This window comes from Streptomyces sp. NPDC052687, assembly GCF_040678395.1.
Classification (GTDB): Bacteria; Actinomycetota; Actinomycetes; order Streptomycetales; family Streptomycetaceae; genus Streptomyces.
The window spans coordinates 15,622-31,441 of record NZ_JBFATR010000056.1 but is presented as its reverse complement, the minus strand read 5'-3'; the positions used below and the strand labels follow the sequence as shown (position 1 = coordinate 31,441).

The following is a 15,820-nucleotide window of genomic DNA, read 5'->3' as shown; positions in this document are numbered from 1 at the left end:
GCCCGCCGGTCATGTGGTCAGGAGCGGCCGGCGGTGGCGGTCTCGCTGTCGGGATACAGGGGGAAGATCTGGTCCAGGCCGACGATGTGCAGCACGCGCAGCGTGTGGTGCGGAACGGCGGCGAGCGCGATGTCGGCCTGGGCGGCGTCGGCGTGGTTGCGGGCGGCGATCAGGGCGGTGATGCCGCTGGAGTCGCAGAACTCCAGGCCGGCCAGGTCCAGGACGAGGCGCTGGCCCGGTTGGAGGTCGAGCGTGGTGAGCCGGGCGCGCAGCTCGGGGGCGTTGCTGTAGTCCAGGTCGCCGATGATCTCCAGGACGGGACCGGTCCGGGTGTCTCGGGTGGTGATCTTCAGTGTGCTCATGTGGCAGTTCTTGTCGCGGGGCGGGGACGGGCGGGGAGGTCGGCGGGGGCGCCGAGGGCCAGCAGGGCGGTGTCGTCGTCCAGTCCGTCGCCGAACCTGTTCAGCACCTCGGTCAGAGCCTGGACGACGGCGTGGGGGGAGGTGTCGGCGTGGCCGGTGGCGAAGGTGAGCAGACCGTCGTCCCCGTACAGGGTGGAGCGGTCCTTGCCGGTACGGGCCTCGGTGAGGCCGTCGGTGTAGAGCAGGAGGGTGTCCCCGGGCTGGAGGACGGTGCGGGCGGCGGTGAAGCGGGCCTCGGGCAGGACCCCGACGAGGAGGCCGCCGGGGGTGGGCACGTAGTCGGCCGTGCCGTCGCCGCGCAGGAGGAGCGCGGGCGGGTGGCCGCCCGAGGCGAGCCGGACGGTGACCTGCCCGGTCGCGGGGTCGGCTTCGAGCGTGCCGAAGATGGCGGTGCAGTAGCGCGGATCGCCGCCGGCGGCGTACCGCTCGTGCAGCACCTTGTTCAGGGTGGTCAGGGCGGAGACGGGGTCGGCGTCGTGCAGGGCGGCGGCGCGCAGGGTGTACCGGGTCAGCGAGGTGAGCGCCGCGGCCTGCGGGCCCTTTCCGCACACGTCGCCGAGGAAGAACCCGAAGCGTTTGCCGTCGACGGGGAAGACGTCGTAGAAGTCGCCGCCGAGCCGGTCCGGGGAGGCGGTGTGGTAGTAGGCGGCCGTCTCCACGCCGGGAACGGCCGGCAGGCTGTCGGGCAGCAGCGACTGCTGCAGGACGGCGAGCGCGTCCTGCAGCCGGGCGCGGTCGGCCTCCGCCTGCCGGCGGGCTTCCTCGGCCGCCTGCCGGCGGCGCAGCAGTTCCTCCTCGTAGGCGCGGCGGTCCCGGGCGTCGAAGAGGGTGGTGCGGATCAGCAGCGGCTCGCCCGTGCTGCCGTGCTTGATCGTCGCGGAGACCAGCACCGGTATGCGCCCGCCGTCGGCCTGCTTGAGCTCCAGGGCGATGCCGCTGATCTCGCCCTGCATCCGCAGCAGGGGCGCGAAGTGGGTCTCGTGGTAGAGCTTGCCGCCCACGGTCAGCAGGTCGGTGAACCGCATCCGGCCCACCACCGCCTCGCGGTCCATGCCCAGCCAGTCCAGCAGCGTGGCGTTGATCTTCGCTATGGTGCCGTCCATCAGCGTGGACAGGTAGCCGCACGGCGCGGACTCGTACAGATCCTCGGCGCTGTCCTCCAGCAAGGTCGCGAACGCCGCGTAGGAGTCCTTCTCGTCGTCGGCGTCCTGCGGGTCGGGCTGCTGCTCGCGGCACATCATCGCAGGGTCGCCAGCCACTCCGTGATCGCCTGATTGGTGGCCTCGGGCGCGGACAGGTGCGGGCAGTGCCCGGTGGCGTCGAGCGTGACCAGCGTGGAGCCGTCGATCGCCTGGTGGACGAAGGCACCGACCTCGCGGGGGGCGATGGCGTCCTGGGAGCACTCCAGGATCAGCGTCGGGACCCGTACGGTCTTCAGGTCGTCCCGCGAGTCCGACAGGAAGGTGGTCCGCGCGAAGACGCGCGCCATGTCCGGGTCGGTGGCGCAGAAGCTGTTCTTCAGCTCCTCGCCGAGTTCCGGCCGGTCGGGATTGCCCATGATCAGCGGTGCCATCGCGCCCGACCAGCCGAGGTAGTTCGCCTCCAGCGACTCCAGCAGCTCGTCGATGTCCTCGGCGCTGAAGCCGCCCCGGTAGCCGTCCTCGTCGACGTACCGCGGGGACGGCGCGACCATCACCAGCGCGCCGATCCGCTCCGGAGCCAGGCCGGCGGCCAGCACCCCGATCATCGCGCTGACCGAGTGACCCACGAACACCGCGTCGCGCAGGTCCAGGGCCTCGCACACCTCGACCACGTCCCTGGCGTATCCGTCCAGGGACGAGTACCGGTCCTCCGAGAACGCGGACGAGTCGGAGCGGCCCGAGCCGACGTAGTCGAACAGCACGACCCGGTGGTCCGGGGCCAGCGCAGGGACGGTCAGCCGCCACATGTTCTGGTCACAGCCGAACCCGTGGGCCAGCACCACCGTGCGCCCCTGCGGGTTGCCGGTGACGGTGACGTTGTTCCTGCGGACGATATCCATAACGCCAGTGTCGCAGGTGAGCGGCGCTTACCGGCCGCCGGCAAGGGAGGGAGGTCGTGCGCGGAGCGGCCGTCGAGGCGTTCGGACATGCCTGCGGGGCCCGGCCGTACCGGCGGGGCCCACGCAGGGAAACCGCGTTCCGAGGATCGGAACTGTGGGTCAGATCACCATCGGTACCAGCGGCCGCGTCCCCCGTCGGCGCTGGTGGAGCGCATGACGAAGCCGAGGAGCCACAGCACCAGGACGGCGATGGCGACCCACCAGAGGATCTTGACGGCGAAGCCGGCGCCGAAGAGGAGCACGGCCAGAAGCAGAACGAGAAGCAGGGGAACCATAGTCATCGACCTCCTGGCGGAGCGTGTGCCCTGCGATTCCCTGCTCATGCGCCGAACGGGACCTTGTTTCTGCAGGTAAAGCCGCACACGGGAGGAATGCCGGCCGCCGTCCGGGGTATGCGCGGTCTGCCGGGCGCCGGAGGGGCGCCGGTGACACTGAGCGACTGGGAGGGGTTATCTCATGACCGCGACGACGACCGAGCGGACTGCCGAGCGGACGGTGGACGTTCCGGAGATCGCGGACCCGGCCACGGTCGCGCCGCAGGACGCCCGGGAACTGTCGAAGGTGTTCTTCGACCAGCTGACGGTGCTGGAGGAGGGCACGCCGGAGTACCAGTACGCGCGCAACACGCTGATCGAGATGAACATGTCCCTCGTCCGTTACGCGGCCGGCCGGTTCCGCAGCCGCGGCGCGGACGAGATGGAGGACATCGTCCAAGTCGGCATGATCGGCCTCATCAAGGCGATCGACCGGTTCGAGCTGTCCCGCGGAGCCGAGTTCACCTCGTTCGCCGTTCCCTACATCGTCGGGGAGATCAAGCGGTTCTTCCGTGACACCACCTGGGCCGTGCACGTGCCGCGCCGGCTGCAGGAAGCGCGCGTCCAGCTCGCCCGCGCCAACGAGGAACTGCGCAGCCGGCTGGGCCGTAAGCCGACCACCAAGGAACTGTCCGAGCTGATGTGCCTCCCCGAGCACGAGGTGGTCGAGGCCCAGCTGGCCTCCAACGGCTACAACTCGGCCTCCCTGGACGCGGCGATCAGCGGCAGCGAGGACGGCGAGGCCGTGCTGCAGGACTTCATCGGCAACGAGGACGCCGCCCTCGAACTGGTCGAGGACTTCCACGCGCTCGCCCCGCTGATCGCCGGGCTGGAAGAGCGCGACCGGAAGATCATCCACTGGCGCTTCGTGGAGGAGCTGTCCCAGGCCGAGATCGGCGCCCGTCTCGGCATTTCCCAGATGCAGGTCTCGCGCCTGATCAGGCGCCTCCTGGGCCGCCTGCGCGCGGGCATGTCGACCACCGAGGCGTGACCACCGGCTGCTGCCGCTCCCCCCGGTCGGCGGGGAGCGGCAGGGGGCCGGTCAGGGACCGAGGGGGCCGACAGGGTCGACCGGACCGACCGGACCGACCGGACCGACCGGACCGACCGGACCGCCAGCGCCGACAGGACCGCCAGGACCGCCAGGTCCGCCAGAGCTGAAGTTGATGTCGCCGATCGCCTGGAATACCCGACTGTTCCGGCCCACGGCGTACCCGATGTTCGCGTGGGAGCCGCCCGACGGCCGGCGCGCGTCGGGCAAGAGGGGATACAGCCGCTCGTCCCGGACGCGCTCCAGCTCCCGGGTCAGATCGGGATCTCCGGCCACCAGCCGTTGCAGCCGTCGATCCCACTCCTCGGCGAGGCCCTCCTCGGTCCGGCCGTCCTGAGTCCGCCGCGCCCGCAGCACCTCCTCGCGCACCTCGGCCAGCTCCCCTTCGACGGCCGGCACCCGCTCGGGATGCCGCCGCCGCCACAGGTCGAGCACGGCGGCGCGCGCCTGCTGCCAGGCGTCGGTCGCCATCGCCGCGATCAGGGCGGTTCCCGCCGACATGATCATCGGATCCACTGTGTCTCCCCATCCCTCGTGACTCATCGCGCGAGCTGCCAGACGACGGCGTCCACTTCGGCGGCGGGGCTGATGTCGCCCACGATGTCCGTGACCGTCAGCCGGGCGACGCGCCCTTCGTCGGTCCTCACGCACAGCACGGTGCCCTGCCTGACGGGCGCCATCGACGACCCCACGGTGTCCGCCAGCTCGGCGCAGTCCCCATGGCCCGGTTCCCGCCCCGCGTCCTGCCAGGGAGCGACGGTGCCACCGCCGGTCGTCATGGCGTTCAGCGTGCCGAGATATCCCAAGGCGAGGTCGCTGCCGAGCATGGACGTCCCCTTGCTGGGGGGATTCGCGTCCAGCTCCATACCGTCGATGCCGAGCCGTAGGGCGCCGCGCCACTGCTCGCCGGGCGGGGCGTCCGGTGCCGTCTCCGGGGCGGCGTCCGGGGCGGCCTCCGGCGTCGCGTCCGGTGCCGCCTCCGAGGTGCCCTCCGAGGCGGCCTCCGGGGCCTGCCCGCCCGGTCCGCTCCCGGCGGAGGACGCCCGGTCGCCCGAGCCCCCGGCCGTGCGCTCGCCCGCGACGGCGTACACACCCAGTGCCCCCACGGCGGCGGTGACCAGCACCGCCAGGACCACCCAGCCCGTACCGCGGTCGTTGCGGACGTGCGTGACCGTACTGTTGAAGTTGCCGCCGGCCTGGAACACCTGATGTCCCGCCGCCGCACTGTTGGTTCGCCGGACGTCGGACTCGCCACCGGACATGCCGCACCCCCCCTGGGCCTCACGCCTCGTGCGCTGGAAGCGTAGGGCACGGGACTGACACAGGATCAGGTTTTGCCCGAACTCGTCCCGTCCGGCCCCGGCTGCTTGACGCCCAGGCCGGTCCGGCTGCGCGCGTTCATCTCGGCGAGCCGTGCGCGGAGCAGCTCCTCGGCCGTCAGCGGCCGCACGCGCGCCGGGTCCGCGTCCCACTCCCGGCCGCCCGACAGGGGCCGCAGCTGGAGATACGGTCCCTCGTGGCCCATGACGACGCCCACGCGGTCACGGACGGTGTCCCGGACGGCGGTACCGGGAGGCGGCACGCTCACCGAGCGGCACCCTTGGCGATCACATCGGCGAGCGCGCGGGCCACCGGAGCCGAGCAGACACCGAGGTGGATGAGCGCGTACCCGGCGGCGGCGTGCGTGCGCACGTCCATCGCCGGCAGCTGGATACCGGCGGACGTCAGGGCGGCGGCCAGCGCGTCCCGCGCGGCGGTGGCTTCGTGGATCTTCGGTGTCGGCATCGGCTCTGCCCTTCCATGGCGAACGGCCTGCGGGTCCACGCGCGGTGAATTACCGTGCGTAGTTGAGGTGTTACGACAATGCCTCCCGGCCCGTCCGGGACGTGCCGCCGACGCGGTGCGGTTCCCCGCAGGCCGGCGCACGTTCCACACCTTCCACAGTGCTTGAGGGAGTCACCTTGCCGCAGCGACGCCTCGTCACCGGCCGCAGTCAGGAACCACGCAGGCGGTTCGCCGAGGAGTTGCGCACCCTGCGCTCCCAGCGCGGGGAGAGCCTGCGGCAGCTCGGGGAGCGGCTGGGCTGGGACTGGTCGCTGTTCGGCAAGATGGAGAAGGGCGAGACGCTGGGCGGACCCGAGGTCGTCCAGGCGTTGGACCAGTACTACGGGACGCCGGGCCTGTTGCTGGCGCTGTGGGAACTGGCGCGGGCGGACAAGACGCAGTTCCGTGAGCAGTACCGGGAGTACATGGCGCTGGAAGCCGAGGCGGTCAGCCTGTGGCACTTCGCGGTGAGCGTGGTGCCGGGCCTGCTGCAGACGCCGGAGTACGCGGGGGAGCTGCTGGCGGCGGGCGGCTTCAGGGGGCTTGAGCTGGAGGCACAGGTCAAGGCCCGGATGGGGCGACGTGAGCTGCTGGAGGGGGAGGACGCGCCGCCGTTTCGGACGATCCTGTCGGAGGCCGTCCTGCGCACCCCGCTGCGGCACCCACCCGCCTGGCGCGAGCAGTTGGAGTACCTGCTGGAGGTGGCGGACTGGGAAAACGTGACCCTTCACGTGTTGCCGTTCAGCGCCGGCCTCTATGGGCTGGACAGCACGGACGTATGGTTCCTGCGACAGCCCGCCGGACATACGGTGGCTTACACCGAGAACGCACACCGTGGCGAACTGATCGAGGAACACGGCTCCGTCGAGCGCCTTCAACGTGCCTACGATGCGGTACGCGACATGGCCATGTCCCCCGCCGAGTCGCGGAAGTTCATCCTGCGCATGTTGGAGGAAGTACCGTGCGACACCTCGCCTTGAACGCCGCGACCTGGCGCAAGAGTTCCTACAGCAACTCCGACGGCGGCGCCTGCCTTGAGGTCTGCGGCGACTTCGACGCCGTCGTCCCGGTCCGCGACAGCAAGCAGATGAACGGCCCCGTGATCGTCTTCCCCGCCGCCGGCTGGGACTCCTTCGTCTCGGCCGTTCAGCGGGGCGAGTTGCGCGCCTGACCCCGTGCGACCGGCGGAGCCCTCGTCCCCGCCGGTCGGCCGGAGTGTCAGCTGGTCGCGCAGGTGGTGCCGTTGAGGGTGAAGCTCGTCGGGGCGGTGTTCGTGGCGCCCCGGTTGCCGGTGAAGCCGACGGTGACCGAGCCGTTCACCGGGATCGTGGCGGTGTAGGACGCGGCCGCGACCTTCACCGCGGAACCGGTCTGGGTCGGGGTGCCGCCCCACATGTTGGTGATGGTCTGGCCGTCGGGGAACGTGAAGGCCAGCGTCCAGCCGCTGACCGGCGCGGTGCCGGTGTTGCGGATGGTCAGCTCGCCCTGGAAGCCGCCGGGCCACTGGTTGGTCACGCGGTAGCCGACCGCGCAGCCGCTGCCGGGCGTGCCGGTGTCCTTCTCGGTGGTGACGGTGACCGTGGCGGAGCGGGTGGAGCGGTTGCCCGCCGCGTCCTTGGCGTAGACCGCGAAGGTGTACGACGTGCCGGGGGTCAGCGAGGAGACGGTGACGCGGTTGGTCGTGGTGGACGCGGCGGCCGTCTCGGTGGTGCCGCTGACGCGGACCACGTCGTAGCCGGTGACGGCAACGTTGTCGGAGGCGGCGGGCCAGGTCAGGGTGACCGAGGTGGGGGAGACCGCGGAGGCGGTGGGGGTGCCGGGCGCGGTCGGGGCCTGGGTGTCGGGGCCGGTGCCGCCGAAGACCGTGGCCTCGCGGGAGGTCTGCGCGATGCCGTTGGCGCCGTGGAAGATGCGCTGGCCCCAGGAGCTGAGCCGCGCCGGGTCGAAGTCGATGGCCAGGTCGAGGACGGGATCGGTGTTGCCGCTCCAGGACCAGGCCAGGTAGCCGAGGTCGAGCTGTTCGGCGGCGGCCATCATGGTGTCCTCGTCGGGGTCGCCCCACTGGTCGGGCGGTCCGCCGAACTCACCGATGACGATGGGGAGTTCCGCGTTCACGAAGGCGTTCAGGTAGTCGGTGATCTCCTGGGCCGTGTCGTAGACGCTGTACATGTGGATCGAGAAGATCAGGTTGCCCGTGGGGTCGGCGGCGTAGACCGACTGGGCGTTGGCGCGCATGACGCCCTGCCAGTCCTGGCCCCAGTTCGGCGCGTCCACCATGATCGTGTGCTGGAAGCCCGCCGCGCGCAGCTTCTTGACGGCGGCGATCGTCGGCTCGGTCCAGCCCTGCGGGTTGGTGTTGCCCCAGGGCTCGTTGCCGATGTTGACGATGACGTAGTCCTCCTCGCCGGCCAGGACGTCCTTGAGGCTGATCCAGTAGTCCGCGGCGTGGTCGAGGGTTCCGGCGGCGGCCTCCTCGCCGTAGCCGGTGGTGTCGTGCACTTCCAGGACGCAGATCAGCCGGTTGGCCTTGCAGTCGTCGACGACGGCCGCGACATCGGCGGGGCTGTTGCGGGTCCAGCGGTGGCCGTCGGAGAGCACGACCCGGACGGTGTTGGCGCCCAGCTTCTTGATGTCGGCCAGCGACTGGGTCTCGCCCGGGTACCAGGTGTGGGCGTGGTTGACGCCGCGCATCACGAAGTCGTTGCCGTTGCCTTCGAGGAGGCGGCCGCCGGAGATGTGCAGACCGGTGGCGGCGGCGCTCGGGGTGCCGGGGGTGCCGGGGGTGCCAGAGGCGGCCGGCGGGGACTGCGCGTGGGCGGCGGTGGCCGGGGCGAGCGTGAGCAGGCCCAGGAGGGTGGCCAGCGCGGTCAGGGTGGTCAGTACGGCGCTTCTTGTCGTTCTCACTACGACTCCAGGGAGTGAGGCAAGAAACCTGCGGGTGGGGTGGGAGGGAGCCATGAGCATGTGGGAGCGCTCCCATGAGACGTACCCCATGAAGCCATTGCGCCAGGAACACGTCAAGAGTGGCGGAAGAAAGGGGGTGGGGTGGGGGAGGGGTCGTCCATTGCGTACCGCCCGGTTTATTTCCAAGAGCTTGCAAAACCGCCTGGGTGGTTTTATTGTGCCCGTCGGACGCGTGAATTGACCGCTTTCGCGCTCCCGGCCCCGCAGGTCGGGGATGGTTCGGCCGGGCGCCGGCTCATCGCTCCATGCGGGCTACAGGATTACAAACCTTCCGGTCTCTTCTCGGTCCGGGAGGTGACGGAGGGGTGCAGTGGCACAGCAGGAGCGGGCCATCCGTACGCGCCAGAAGATCGTCATGGCGGCGGCGGAGCTGTTCGACGAGGTCGGCTACGAGGCGGCGACCATCGCGGAGGTCCTGAAGAGGTGCGGCGTGACCAAAGGTGCGCTGTACTTCCACTTCTCCTCCAAGGAAGAGCTCGCCCAGGAGGTGCTGGCCGGGCAGGTGTCCGCGCTGCCCCCGGTCCCGCCGCAGGAGCTGTATCTCCAGCAGAGCCTGGACGAGGCGCTGCTCCTCGCCCATCTGCTGCGCATCGGTGACCCCATGGTGCGCGGCAGCATCCGTCTCACCGTGGACCAGGGTTCCCCCCAGGACGGGCTGGACCGCAGGGTGCCGATGCAGGGGTGGATCGACCACAACGGGGAGGTCCTGGCCCGGGCGAAGGCGGCCGGCGAACTGCTGCCGCATGTCGACGTGGACTCCACGGCCATGCTGTTCACCAGCAGCTTCACCGGTGTGCAGGTGTTGTCCAAGATCATGACCGGGCACGCGGACATGGTGGAGCGGGTGACGGACCTGATGCTCAACCTCCTGACCGCCATCGCCGTTCCGGGCGTCCTCGTCCGGCTGGACTTCGCCCCCGACCGCGCGGAGCGGGTCTACGAGGAGGCCCTCCGTCTGCGCGGAGACGAGCAGCCGGCCGCGGGTGCGGCGGCGAGCGCGTGACCTTCGGCCGTATGGGCCGTCAAGTTCTCGACTGGGGAAACCGCGCACCCAGTCTCTTTCCGGGGTGGGCCGGGCGGCCGTCATTGCCGTACCGGAGGCAGGTGACCTGCTCGCTGGGCGGGCGGTAGACCGACCGGGCTGTCGAAGCCGCCGCCCTCGTCTCTTCCCGCCATCATAACCAGACTGCTCCCGCTGTTTCTGAAGCGAGCCTGGATCGGGTGTTGAGCAGCGAGTCTGCGCTGTGTGCGCCCGTTTTCTTCGTGTTTGCCCCCTTTTAGTGATGCCCTGCCGGGAGGTGGTGGCCATTCCGCTGCCGTCGATCCTCACGCCCGCCCTTGACAAACGGCGGCGACGGTTTGTTTTCTGGGAGCCTCGTCACAACCCCGCAAACGGAAGGCGACGTATGTCTGCCGAAGCTCCCGCCCGGCCTGTCGGGTCCCCGCAACGGCCGGGGGTGAAGATGGCACTGCTGGCGTTCTGCATGCTCGTCTTCTCCGTCGACTACAACATCGTGTACGTGGCGCTGCCCGAGATCGGCCGAGAGGTCGGCTTCTCCGCGCAGTCCCTGCAGTGGGTCGTCAGCGCCTACTCCGTCGGTCTCGGCGGCGCCCTGCTGCTCGGCGGCCGCGCGGTCGACCGGCTGGGCGCCCGCCGGATGCTGGTCCTCGCCCTCGCGCTGTACGCGCTCGCCTCGATCGCCGGCGGTCTCGCCACCGAACCGGGCCTGCTCGTCGCCGCGCGCGTCGTGCAGGGCCTCGGCGGCGCGCTGCTCTTCCCGGCCACCCTGTCGCTGATCAACACCAGCTTCGAGGAGGGCCCGGTCCGCAACCGGGCGTACGCGGTCTGGGGAACGGCCGGCGCGTCCGGCGCCATCATCGGCTCCCTGGTCGGCGGTCTGCTCACCGACTACCTGGGCTGGGCCTGGGTGTTCTTCGTCAATGTGCCGCTGTGCGTGCTCGCCGTGGCCGGCTGCTACGCCTGGCTGGCACCCGACGCCGGCAGCGGTGACTCCCGCGCGTTCGACGTCCCCGGCGCGCTGCTCGCCACCGCCGCGTCCACCCTGCTGGTCTTCGGCCTGATCAACGGCCCGGAGGCGGGCTGGAGTTCCGTCCGGACGCTGACCACGATCGCGGTCGGGTTGGTCCTCGGTGTCGCGTTCTTCGCCGTGGAGGCGAAGGCCGGCGACCCGCTGGCCCCGCCGCGGCTGTTCGGCTACCGCGGTCTGCTCACCGCGATGCTGATCATCTTCGTCTTCCAGGGCGCCATCAACACCCTGCACTACCTGTTCTTCATCCAGCTCCAGGACGTCCTCGGCTACAGCCCGCTGGAGGCCGGCCTCGCGTTCCTGCCGATGAGCGCGGTCGCCATGCTCGGCTCCGGCAAGCTGCTGCCGGCCGTCGTCAAGCGCTGGGGCGTCCGCGGGGCGCTGTTCTCCGGCCTGACCGGGGTCGGCGCCTCGATGATCGTCCTGTCGCTGACCATGTCCACCGACACCGGCTTCCTGCCGCTGCTCCCCGCCGTCCTGCTGTGGGGTCTGTTCGCCGGCATGATCTACCCGGCGATGTTCATGGCCGCGGGCTCGGACGCCGCCCCCGACGAGCAGGGTGTCGCGTCCGGCCTCACGCAGACGTCGGCCCAGATCGGCGGCGCGGTCGGCATGGCCCTGCTCATCGCCGTCGCCAACGCCGGCCTGGACCTGAGCGAGGGCGCCGCCAACCCGGTCGGCGACGTGGTCGACGGCCTGCGGCTGTCCGCCCTGGCCGGCGGCATCGCCGCCGTCGCCGGTGCCTTCCTGGCCTTCCGCATCAAGCCCCCACGGGCCGCGCGGCAGGACCGGTCCGCCACCGAGGCACCCCCGGAACCCGAGACCGTCCACTCCGCGTGAAGGTGGCGGTGCCGGGCAGGTCATCCGTCTGCTGGCCGGGTCAGGGTGTGATCGGGGATCACTCCGGGGCGGACCCTGATGTTCGGGCGTGCGCCCGCTGACAGGGTGAGGACATGACCTCAACGCGTATGTCACGAAGGGCCTTCGCGGGCGTCGCCCTGTGGGGGACGGCCGCGCTGGCCACCACCGCGATGCTGCCCGCACGCCGCGCCGACGCCTCGCCCGCACAGCACCCGCCGCTCCCGCCGCTCCCGCCACTGGATCCGATCGCCCTGCGGGCCGCGATCGACGATCTGGAGCATCCGCCGTCCACCGCCGCCCAGTTACGCGTGGGCGGCCCGGCCGGCCGCTGGTACGGCACCTCGGGCGTGGCCGACATCCGCACGCCACGGCCGGTGACGGCCCGTCACAGAGTCCGCATCGGCAGCATCACCAAGGTCTTCGTCGCCACGGTGATGCTGCAGCTGGCAGCGGAGGGCCGCGTCGACCTGGACGCCTCGGTGCGGCGCCTCCTGCCGGGACTGCTGCCGCGCCGCTTCGCGGCTGTCACCGTGGCCCACCTGCTGAACCACACCAGCGGACTGCCCGACCACGTCGGCATACCGGAGCCGAAGACCCCGGAGGAGGTGCTGCGCCACCGCTTCGATCACTGGACGCCGCGGGAGTGGGTGGCGACGGCGACCCACGGTCCGCTGAAGTTCGATCCGGGCACCCGGCAGGAATACCGCGGCATCAACTACGTACTGGCCGCGCTGATCATCGACCAGGTGACCGGCCGCCCGTACGGGGAAGCCGTCAAAGACCGCATCATGCGTCCGCTGGACCTGGCGCACACCGTCGTGCCCGGCGACGACCCGCACATCCACGGCCGGCACGTGCACGGCTATCTGCGCATGACCGACGGCAGCCTGCGGGACATCACCGCCTACGATCCGTCGTCCATGCGCGGTGAGGGCGACATGATCTCCACCACGACCGACGTCGACCGGATGCTCGCAGCCCTGTTCTCCGGCGAACTGCTCCCGCCCGAACCGCTTCGGCTGATGTTCACGCTGCCGCCGAAGGACGTGCGCATGCTGGACGGCTCCCCGGCCCGCTACAGCACCGGCCTGCAGCAGGCCACCGTCAACGGCGTCACGCTCTGGGGCAAGACCGGCGAGACGTACGGCTACAAGAACGCCGCGTTCTCCACCCGGGACCAGCGGCGCCGCTTCGTGCTCGCCTACCATCCGACGACCGCCCGCGACGGCCAGGAGAGCCAGCTGATCGCTCGCGTCGCCGACCTGCTCACCCGCAGCACCAGCGCCGAAGGCACAGCGCTCGGCCTCTGAAGCACCGAGGAAGTACCGAGGAGTACGGCGGCGAAAGACGCATCACTCTCTGTCGCGCACCGTGTCGCTGTTGGGCCGAACGGGTGACTTGGCGTAAGAATTGGCTGGTGCAGGCGATGAGTGCGAGTCAGATCGGGGGGAGCCGGTGAACCGTCACGGTCACGACGTCACCGATGAACAGTGGGAGGGGCTCGCCCAGGTCGTGCCGCTGAGAGGCCGCGACGCGTGGCCGTCCGCGGTGAACCACCGCACGCTGCCCGACGCCGAGACGGAGACGCGCCGCCGGTTCGTGGTGCTGCGGGTCAACGTCTTCGCGGACGCCCGCGAGGTCGCCGAGACCCTCATGTCCGGCATCCCGGTCCTCCTCGACCTCACCGGCGCGGAGACCGAGGTCGCCAAGCGCGTCCTCGACTTCAGCACCGGTGTCGTCTTCGGCCTGGCCAGCGGAATGCACCGCGTCGACCGCAACGTCTTCCTCCTCACCCCTCCCGGTACCGAGGTCCAGGGCCTGATGGAGGGCGCGAGCCTGCCCGGCGTCTGAGCCGGCCCACCCGGTCGCCCGATCGTAGGAAGCCCCCCAAGCGGAACGATTCACCCGCCGACGGGGGGCTACGGTCCGGACATGGCTGTTTCCTCCGGCGCGTCCACGCCCGGCACCCGAGGTCCGTCCCCGTGGGAATCCGGCGCACCGGATCGCCCGCCCCGTCCGCTGCGGCCCCATCTCAGTGAGTTGCGGCTGTCCGCGTTCGCCGGGCACCGGGGGGTCGCGCTGCCGTTGGGGGCGGTGACGTTGCTGGCCGGGCCGAGTGGGGCGGGCAAGAGCAGTGCGTTGCGGGCGTACGAGGCGCTGGCGCGGCTCGCGGGGGGCGTGCCGGTGGGGGAGGTGTTCCGGGAGCCGGTGGCGTGCGTGCCCGAGCGGATGGCGCCGGACGCGCAGGGCAGGCGCGGTTTCCGGATCGGCTGTACCGCCGACGGGCCCGAGGGCCCGGTCCGGCTGGACCTCGCGGTCCAGGCCGAGCCGGAGCTGCGGATCGTGGGGGAGCGGCTCACCGCGCGCGGGGTGGTGCTGCTGGAGACGGCGCTGCGCGACCCGGCCCGGCACGTGGTCCAGGCCGCCTGGCACACGGGCGGTCAGGCCCCGGTCGTCCGTGCCCCGCTGCCCGACGACCGGCTCGGGACCGCGCTGCTGCCGCTGCGCGTCGCGGGCACGACCGACGGAGAGCGCCACGTGCTGGCCGCCGCGGAGCAGATGGTGGTCGCCCTGCGGTCCGTCTTCGCCTGCGATCCGCTGCCCGACCGGATGCGGGCCCCCGTGCCGGCCGGTTCCGGACGGCTGCTCGGCGGCTGCGACAACCTCGCCGACGTACTGTGGCGCACCCGCGCGGAGTGCGCGCGGCGGCACGACCGGTTCGTGCAGGAGGTGGCCGCCGGCTGCGCCGGACCCGTCGTGGACGTGTTCGCCGAACCGGCCGGCCACGGCACCGTGCGCGCCGTGCTCGACCGGGGCGACGGCCTGCGCACCGACTTCGCGCGGCTCGGCGACGGCGAACTGCGGTATCTGGCTCTGGCGTTGGTGCTGCTGACCGGACCCGGTGTCCTGGAGGTCGACCCGCCCGGCGAGGTGCCCGCGGCGCTTCAGGCGCTGACCGTGCTCGCCGACGGCCTCGACCGGCAGGTGGACGCGGCGCAGCGGCGCGCGCTGCTGCGGCTCGCGGCGGGGTCCGCGCGGGACGGGCACATCCGCCTGCTCGGCGCGGTGAGCGACGCGTCCTGGGCGACCGGGCAGAGCGGGGTGACGGTGGTACATCTGAAGGCGTGATCTCCCGAGAACCGCACGAGCAACCCCGGACACCCCGGACACCCCGGACATCTCGAACGCCCGAAGCACCCCAGGCATCTCAGCACCCGCCGCATGAGGGGCAGATGCCTTCGCGTGAACCGCTCGACGTGCCCCGGCTGCAACGCCGGCTCGCCGAGTTCGCCGCGGCCCGCGACTGGCAGCCGTACCACACGCCCAAGAACCTGGTGGCCGCGCTCAGCGTGGAGGCCTCCGAACTGGTCGAGATCTTCCAGTGGCTGACCCCGGAGGAGTCGACGCGTGTGATGTCCGACCCGGACACCGCGCACCGCGTCAGGGACGAGGTCGCGGACGTACTCGCCTATCTGCTCCGGCTCTGCGACGTGCTCGGCGTCGACCCGCTGGCCGCTCTCGACGCGAAGATCGACCGCAACGAGCAGAGGTTCCCCGCCCCGGAATGATCTGATCCGATATTACTCTCCGCAGTCAATATCTGAGGCGAATCCGAATTGTTGTCCACAATTTCCGTCTTCCTCTGGCCTTTTGCCTCGCCGACCCTCACTCTGGGTAGTGAACCAGTGGAGACGGGCGGACGCGCCGAAAGCGCGTCGGGACAGACGGGGAAGCGCATGGAGGCGGTGCGGCTCATCCTGACGAGCAGGCGTGCCCTGGCGGCGAGCGGCGAGGTGCCGCAGATCATGACGGAGGTGTGGCAGGCCCAGGCGCTGGCGCAGGCGATCGGCAGCCGCCTCGCCGTCTTCGGCCCGCCCGAACTACGCGGCGAGGCACTGGGGTTGACGGAACTGGCGGGCCGGGGCTGCGGGGTGCTGGAGACCCCGGATCTCGCCCCGGGCGAACTGCGCGCGGCCCAGCTGACCGAACTGGGCGACGCCCGGCGGGCGCTGACCCACCTCGGCGGACTGCTCGGCGAGGTCGGCATCGCCCTGGTCGGCATCGCCTGCTCCGCGCCCGACGAGGCGACGTACTGGCAGTGCATGGAAGCCATCGACGCGGCGGACGAGTCCCGCGACCGGGTCCGCGAGCTGCTGCGCAGACTGGCGGACCGAGAACAGGCGATACCCCAGCGGGAGGCGGGCTGAGTCCCGCGCTCCCGCGAATCGGCTCCC

The 15,820-nt window shown here is 71.3% G+C and carries 19 protein-coding genes; 10 read left to right on the top strand and 9 right to left on the bottom strand.

Annotated elements, in window-relative coordinates; all coding sequences use genetic code 11:
• Window positions 1–17: 17 nt before the first annotated feature.
• The 4 genes from AB0K92_RS29630 to AB0K92_RS29615 form a co-directional block, all read right to left on the bottom strand.
• Window positions 18–362, bottom strand: a complete 345-nt coding sequence (locus tag AB0K92_RS29630) for an STAS domain-containing protein (protein WP_365927927.1) — start codon at window positions 360–362, stop codon at window positions 18–20.
• Window positions 359–1,660: a SpoIIE family protein phosphatase gene (locus AB0K92_RS29625; protein WP_365927941.1), complete on the bottom strand. Its 1,302-nt coding sequence runs from the start codon at window positions 1,658–1,660 to the stop codon at window positions 359–361. The genes AB0K92_RS29630 and AB0K92_RS29625 overlap by 4 nt, the downstream gene beginning before the upstream one ends.
• Window positions 1,660–2,463 carry an alpha/beta hydrolase gene (locus AB0K92_RS29620; protein ID WP_365927925.1) on the bottom strand — a complete coding sequence of 268 codons (804 nt, stop codon included), beginning with the start codon at window positions 2,461–2,463 and terminating at the stop codon, window positions 1,660–1,662. The genes AB0K92_RS29625 and AB0K92_RS29620 overlap by 1 nt, the downstream gene beginning before the upstream one ends.
• A gap of 164 nt (window positions 2,464–2,627) precedes the next feature.
• Window positions 2,628–2,798, bottom strand: coding sequence for a hydrophobic protein (locus tag AB0K92_RS29615; RefSeq protein ID WP_166005308.1), 171 nt, complete (start codon window positions 2,796–2,798; stop codon window positions 2,628–2,630).
• A 181-nt stretch (window positions 2,799–2,979) separates the two neighbouring features.
• On the opposite strand from AB0K92_RS29615, the gene AB0K92_RS29610 reads away from it, so the two are divergent.
• Window positions 2,980–3,828 (top strand): SigB/SigF/SigG family RNA polymerase sigma factor, encoded by an 849-nt coding sequence (locus tag AB0K92_RS29610; protein WP_365927923.1) that lies wholly within the window; start codon window positions 2,980–2,982, stop codon window positions 3,826–3,828.
• Window positions 3,829–3,879: 51 nt separating this feature from the next.
• Here AB0K92_RS29610 and AB0K92_RS29605 read toward each other — a convergent pair whose 3' ends face one another.
• From AB0K92_RS29605 to AB0K92_RS29590, 4 genes are all read right to left on the bottom strand, one after another.
• Window positions 3,880–4,395: a hypothetical protein gene (locus tag AB0K92_RS29605; RefSeq protein ID WP_365927921.1), complete on the bottom strand. Its 516-nt coding sequence runs from the start codon at window positions 4,393–4,395 to the stop codon at window positions 3,880–3,882.
• Window positions 4,396–4,427: 32 nt separating this feature from the next.
• Entirely contained in the window at window positions 4,428–5,150 is a 723-nt protein-coding gene (locus tag AB0K92_RS29600) for a hypothetical protein (protein ID WP_365927919.1), read from the bottom strand.
• 65 nt (window positions 5,151–5,215) lie between these two features.
• On the bottom strand, window positions 5,216–5,413 hold the full coding sequence (locus tag AB0K92_RS29595; RefSeq protein WP_365927939.1) for a hypothetical protein: 198 nt from the start codon (window positions 5,411–5,413) through the stop codon (window positions 5,216–5,218).
• Window positions 5,414–5,472: 59 nt separating this feature from the next.
• Window positions 5,473–5,673, bottom strand: a complete 201-nt coding sequence (locus tag AB0K92_RS29590) for a hypothetical protein (protein ID WP_365927917.1) — start codon at window positions 5,671–5,673, stop codon at window positions 5,473–5,475.
• Window positions 5,674–5,849: 176 nt separating this feature from the next.
• Between AB0K92_RS29590 and AB0K92_RS29585 the strand changes: the two genes are divergently transcribed.
• Both AB0K92_RS29585 and AB0K92_RS29580 read left to right on the top strand, forming a co-directional pair.
• Window positions 5,850–6,692, top strand: a complete 843-nt coding sequence (locus tag AB0K92_RS29585; protein WP_365927915.1) for a helix-turn-helix transcriptional regulator — start codon at window positions 5,850–5,852, stop codon at window positions 6,690–6,692.
• A complete protein-coding gene (locus AB0K92_RS29580) occupies window positions 6,674–6,883 on the top strand; it encodes a DUF397 domain-containing protein (RefSeq protein WP_365927913.1) in 210 nt (69 codons plus the stop codon). Before AB0K92_RS29585 ends, AB0K92_RS29580 begins: the two co-directional genes overlap by 19 nt.
• A 47-nt stretch (window positions 6,884–6,930) precedes the next feature.
• Here the strand turns inward: AB0K92_RS29580 and AB0K92_RS29575 are convergent, their stop codons facing one another.
• Window positions 6,931–8,616, bottom strand: a complete 1,686-nt coding sequence (locus AB0K92_RS29575; protein WP_365927911.1) for a cellulase family glycosylhydrolase — start codon at window positions 8,614–8,616, stop codon at window positions 6,931–6,933.
• 370 nt (window positions 8,617–8,986) lie between these two features.
• Between AB0K92_RS29575 and AB0K92_RS29570 the strand changes: the two genes are divergently transcribed.
• The 7 genes from AB0K92_RS29570 (at window position 8,987) to AB0K92_RS29540 (ending at window position 15,793) form a co-directional block, all read left to right on the top strand.
• Window positions 8,987–9,679 carry a ScbR family autoregulator-binding transcription factor gene (locus AB0K92_RS29570; protein ID WP_365927909.1) on the top strand — a complete coding sequence of 231 codons (693 nt, stop codon included), beginning with the start codon at window positions 8,987–8,989 and terminating at the stop codon, window positions 9,677–9,679.
• A gap of 280 nt (window positions 9,680–9,959) precedes the next feature.
• Window positions 9,960–11,564 carry an MFS transporter gene (locus AB0K92_RS29565; RefSeq protein WP_365927907.1) on the top strand — a complete coding sequence of 535 codons (1,605 nt, stop codon included), beginning with the start codon at window positions 9,960–9,962 and terminating at the stop codon, window positions 11,562–11,564.
• A gap of 113 nt (window positions 11,565–11,677) precedes the next feature.
• The gene (locus tag AB0K92_RS29560) at window positions 11,678–12,895 is read left to right on the top strand and encodes a serine hydrolase domain-containing protein (RefSeq protein ID WP_365927905.1); all 1,218 of its coding nucleotides are present in this window, start codon (window positions 11,678–11,680) and stop codon (window positions 12,893–12,895) included.
• A gap of 145 nt (window positions 12,896–13,040) precedes the next feature.
• Window positions 13,041–13,436, top strand: a complete 396-nt coding sequence (locus AB0K92_RS29555) for a cell division protein SepF (RefSeq protein WP_166002769.1) — start codon at window positions 13,041–13,043, stop codon at window positions 13,434–13,436.
• 81 nt (window positions 13,437–13,517) lie between these two features.
• Window positions 13,518–14,714, top strand: coding sequence for an ATP-binding protein (locus tag AB0K92_RS29550; protein ID WP_365927903.1), 1,197 nt, complete (start codon window positions 13,518–13,520; stop codon window positions 14,712–14,714).
• Window positions 14,715–14,818: 104 nt separating this feature from the next.
• Window positions 14,819–15,154, top strand: coding sequence for a nucleotide pyrophosphohydrolase (locus tag AB0K92_RS29545; RefSeq protein WP_365927901.1), 336 nt, complete (start codon window positions 14,819–14,821; stop codon window positions 15,152–15,154).
• 168 nt (window positions 15,155–15,322) lie between these two features.
• Window positions 15,323–15,793, top strand: coding sequence for a DUF6099 family protein (locus AB0K92_RS29540; protein ID WP_365927899.1), 471 nt, complete (start codon window positions 15,323–15,325; stop codon window positions 15,791–15,793).
• Window positions 15,794–15,820 lie beyond the last annotated feature (27 nt).

Bases quoted from the DNA above. Each gene is read 5' to 3' on its own strand.
- AB0K92_RS29595 (WP_365927939.1), bottom strand. From the start codon at position 5,413: ATGGGCCACGAGGGACCGTATCTCCAGCTGCGGCCCCTGTCGGGCGGC.
- AB0K92_RS29630 (WP_365927927.1), bottom strand. From the start codon at position 362: ATGAGCACACTGAAGATCACCACCCGAGACACCCGGACCGGTCCCGTC.
- AB0K92_RS29600 (WP_365927919.1), bottom strand. From the start codon at position 5,150: ATGTCCGGTGGCGAGTCCGACGTCCGGCGAACCAACAGTGCGGCGGCG.
- AB0K92_RS29620 (WP_365927925.1), bottom strand. From the start codon at position 2,463: ATGGATATCGTCCGCAGGAACAACGTCACCGTCACCGGCAACCCGCAG.
- AB0K92_RS29550 (WP_365927903.1), top strand. From the start codon at position 13,518: ATGGCTGTTTCCTCCGGCGCGTCCACGCCCGGCACCCGAGGTCCGTCC.
- AB0K92_RS29610 (WP_365927923.1), top strand. From the start codon at position 2,980: ATGACCGCGACGACGACCGAGCGGACTGCCGAGCGGACGGTGGACGTT.
- AB0K92_RS29540 (WP_365927899.1), top strand. From the start codon at position 15,323: ATGGAGGCGGTGCGGCTCATCCTGACGAGCAGGCGTGCCCTGGCGGCG.
- AB0K92_RS29590 (WP_365927917.1), bottom strand. From the start codon at position 5,673: ATGCCGACACCGAAGATCCACGAAGCCACCGCCGCGCGGGACGCGCTG.
- AB0K92_RS29605 (WP_365927921.1), bottom strand. From the start codon at position 4,395: ATGATCATGTCGGCGGGAACCGCCCTGATCGCGGCGATGGCGACCGAC.
- AB0K92_RS29560 (WP_365927905.1), top strand. From the start codon at position 11,678: ATGACCTCAACGCGTATGTCACGAAGGGCCTTCGCGGGCGTCGCCCTG.
- AB0K92_RS29565 (WP_365927907.1), top strand. From the start codon at position 9,960: ATGCCCTGCCGGGAGGTGGTGGCCATTCCGCTGCCGTCGATCCTCACG.
- AB0K92_RS29615 (WP_166005308.1), bottom strand. From the start codon at position 2,798: ATGGTTCCCCTGCTTCTCGTTCTGCTTCTGGCCGTGCTCCTCTTCGGC.
- AB0K92_RS29545 (WP_365927901.1), top strand. From the start codon at position 14,819: ATGCCTTCGCGTGAACCGCTCGACGTGCCCCGGCTGCAACGCCGGCTC.
- AB0K92_RS29625 (WP_365927941.1), bottom strand. From the start codon at position 1,660: ATGTGCCGCGAGCAGCAGCCCGACCCGCAGGACGCCGACGACGAGAAG.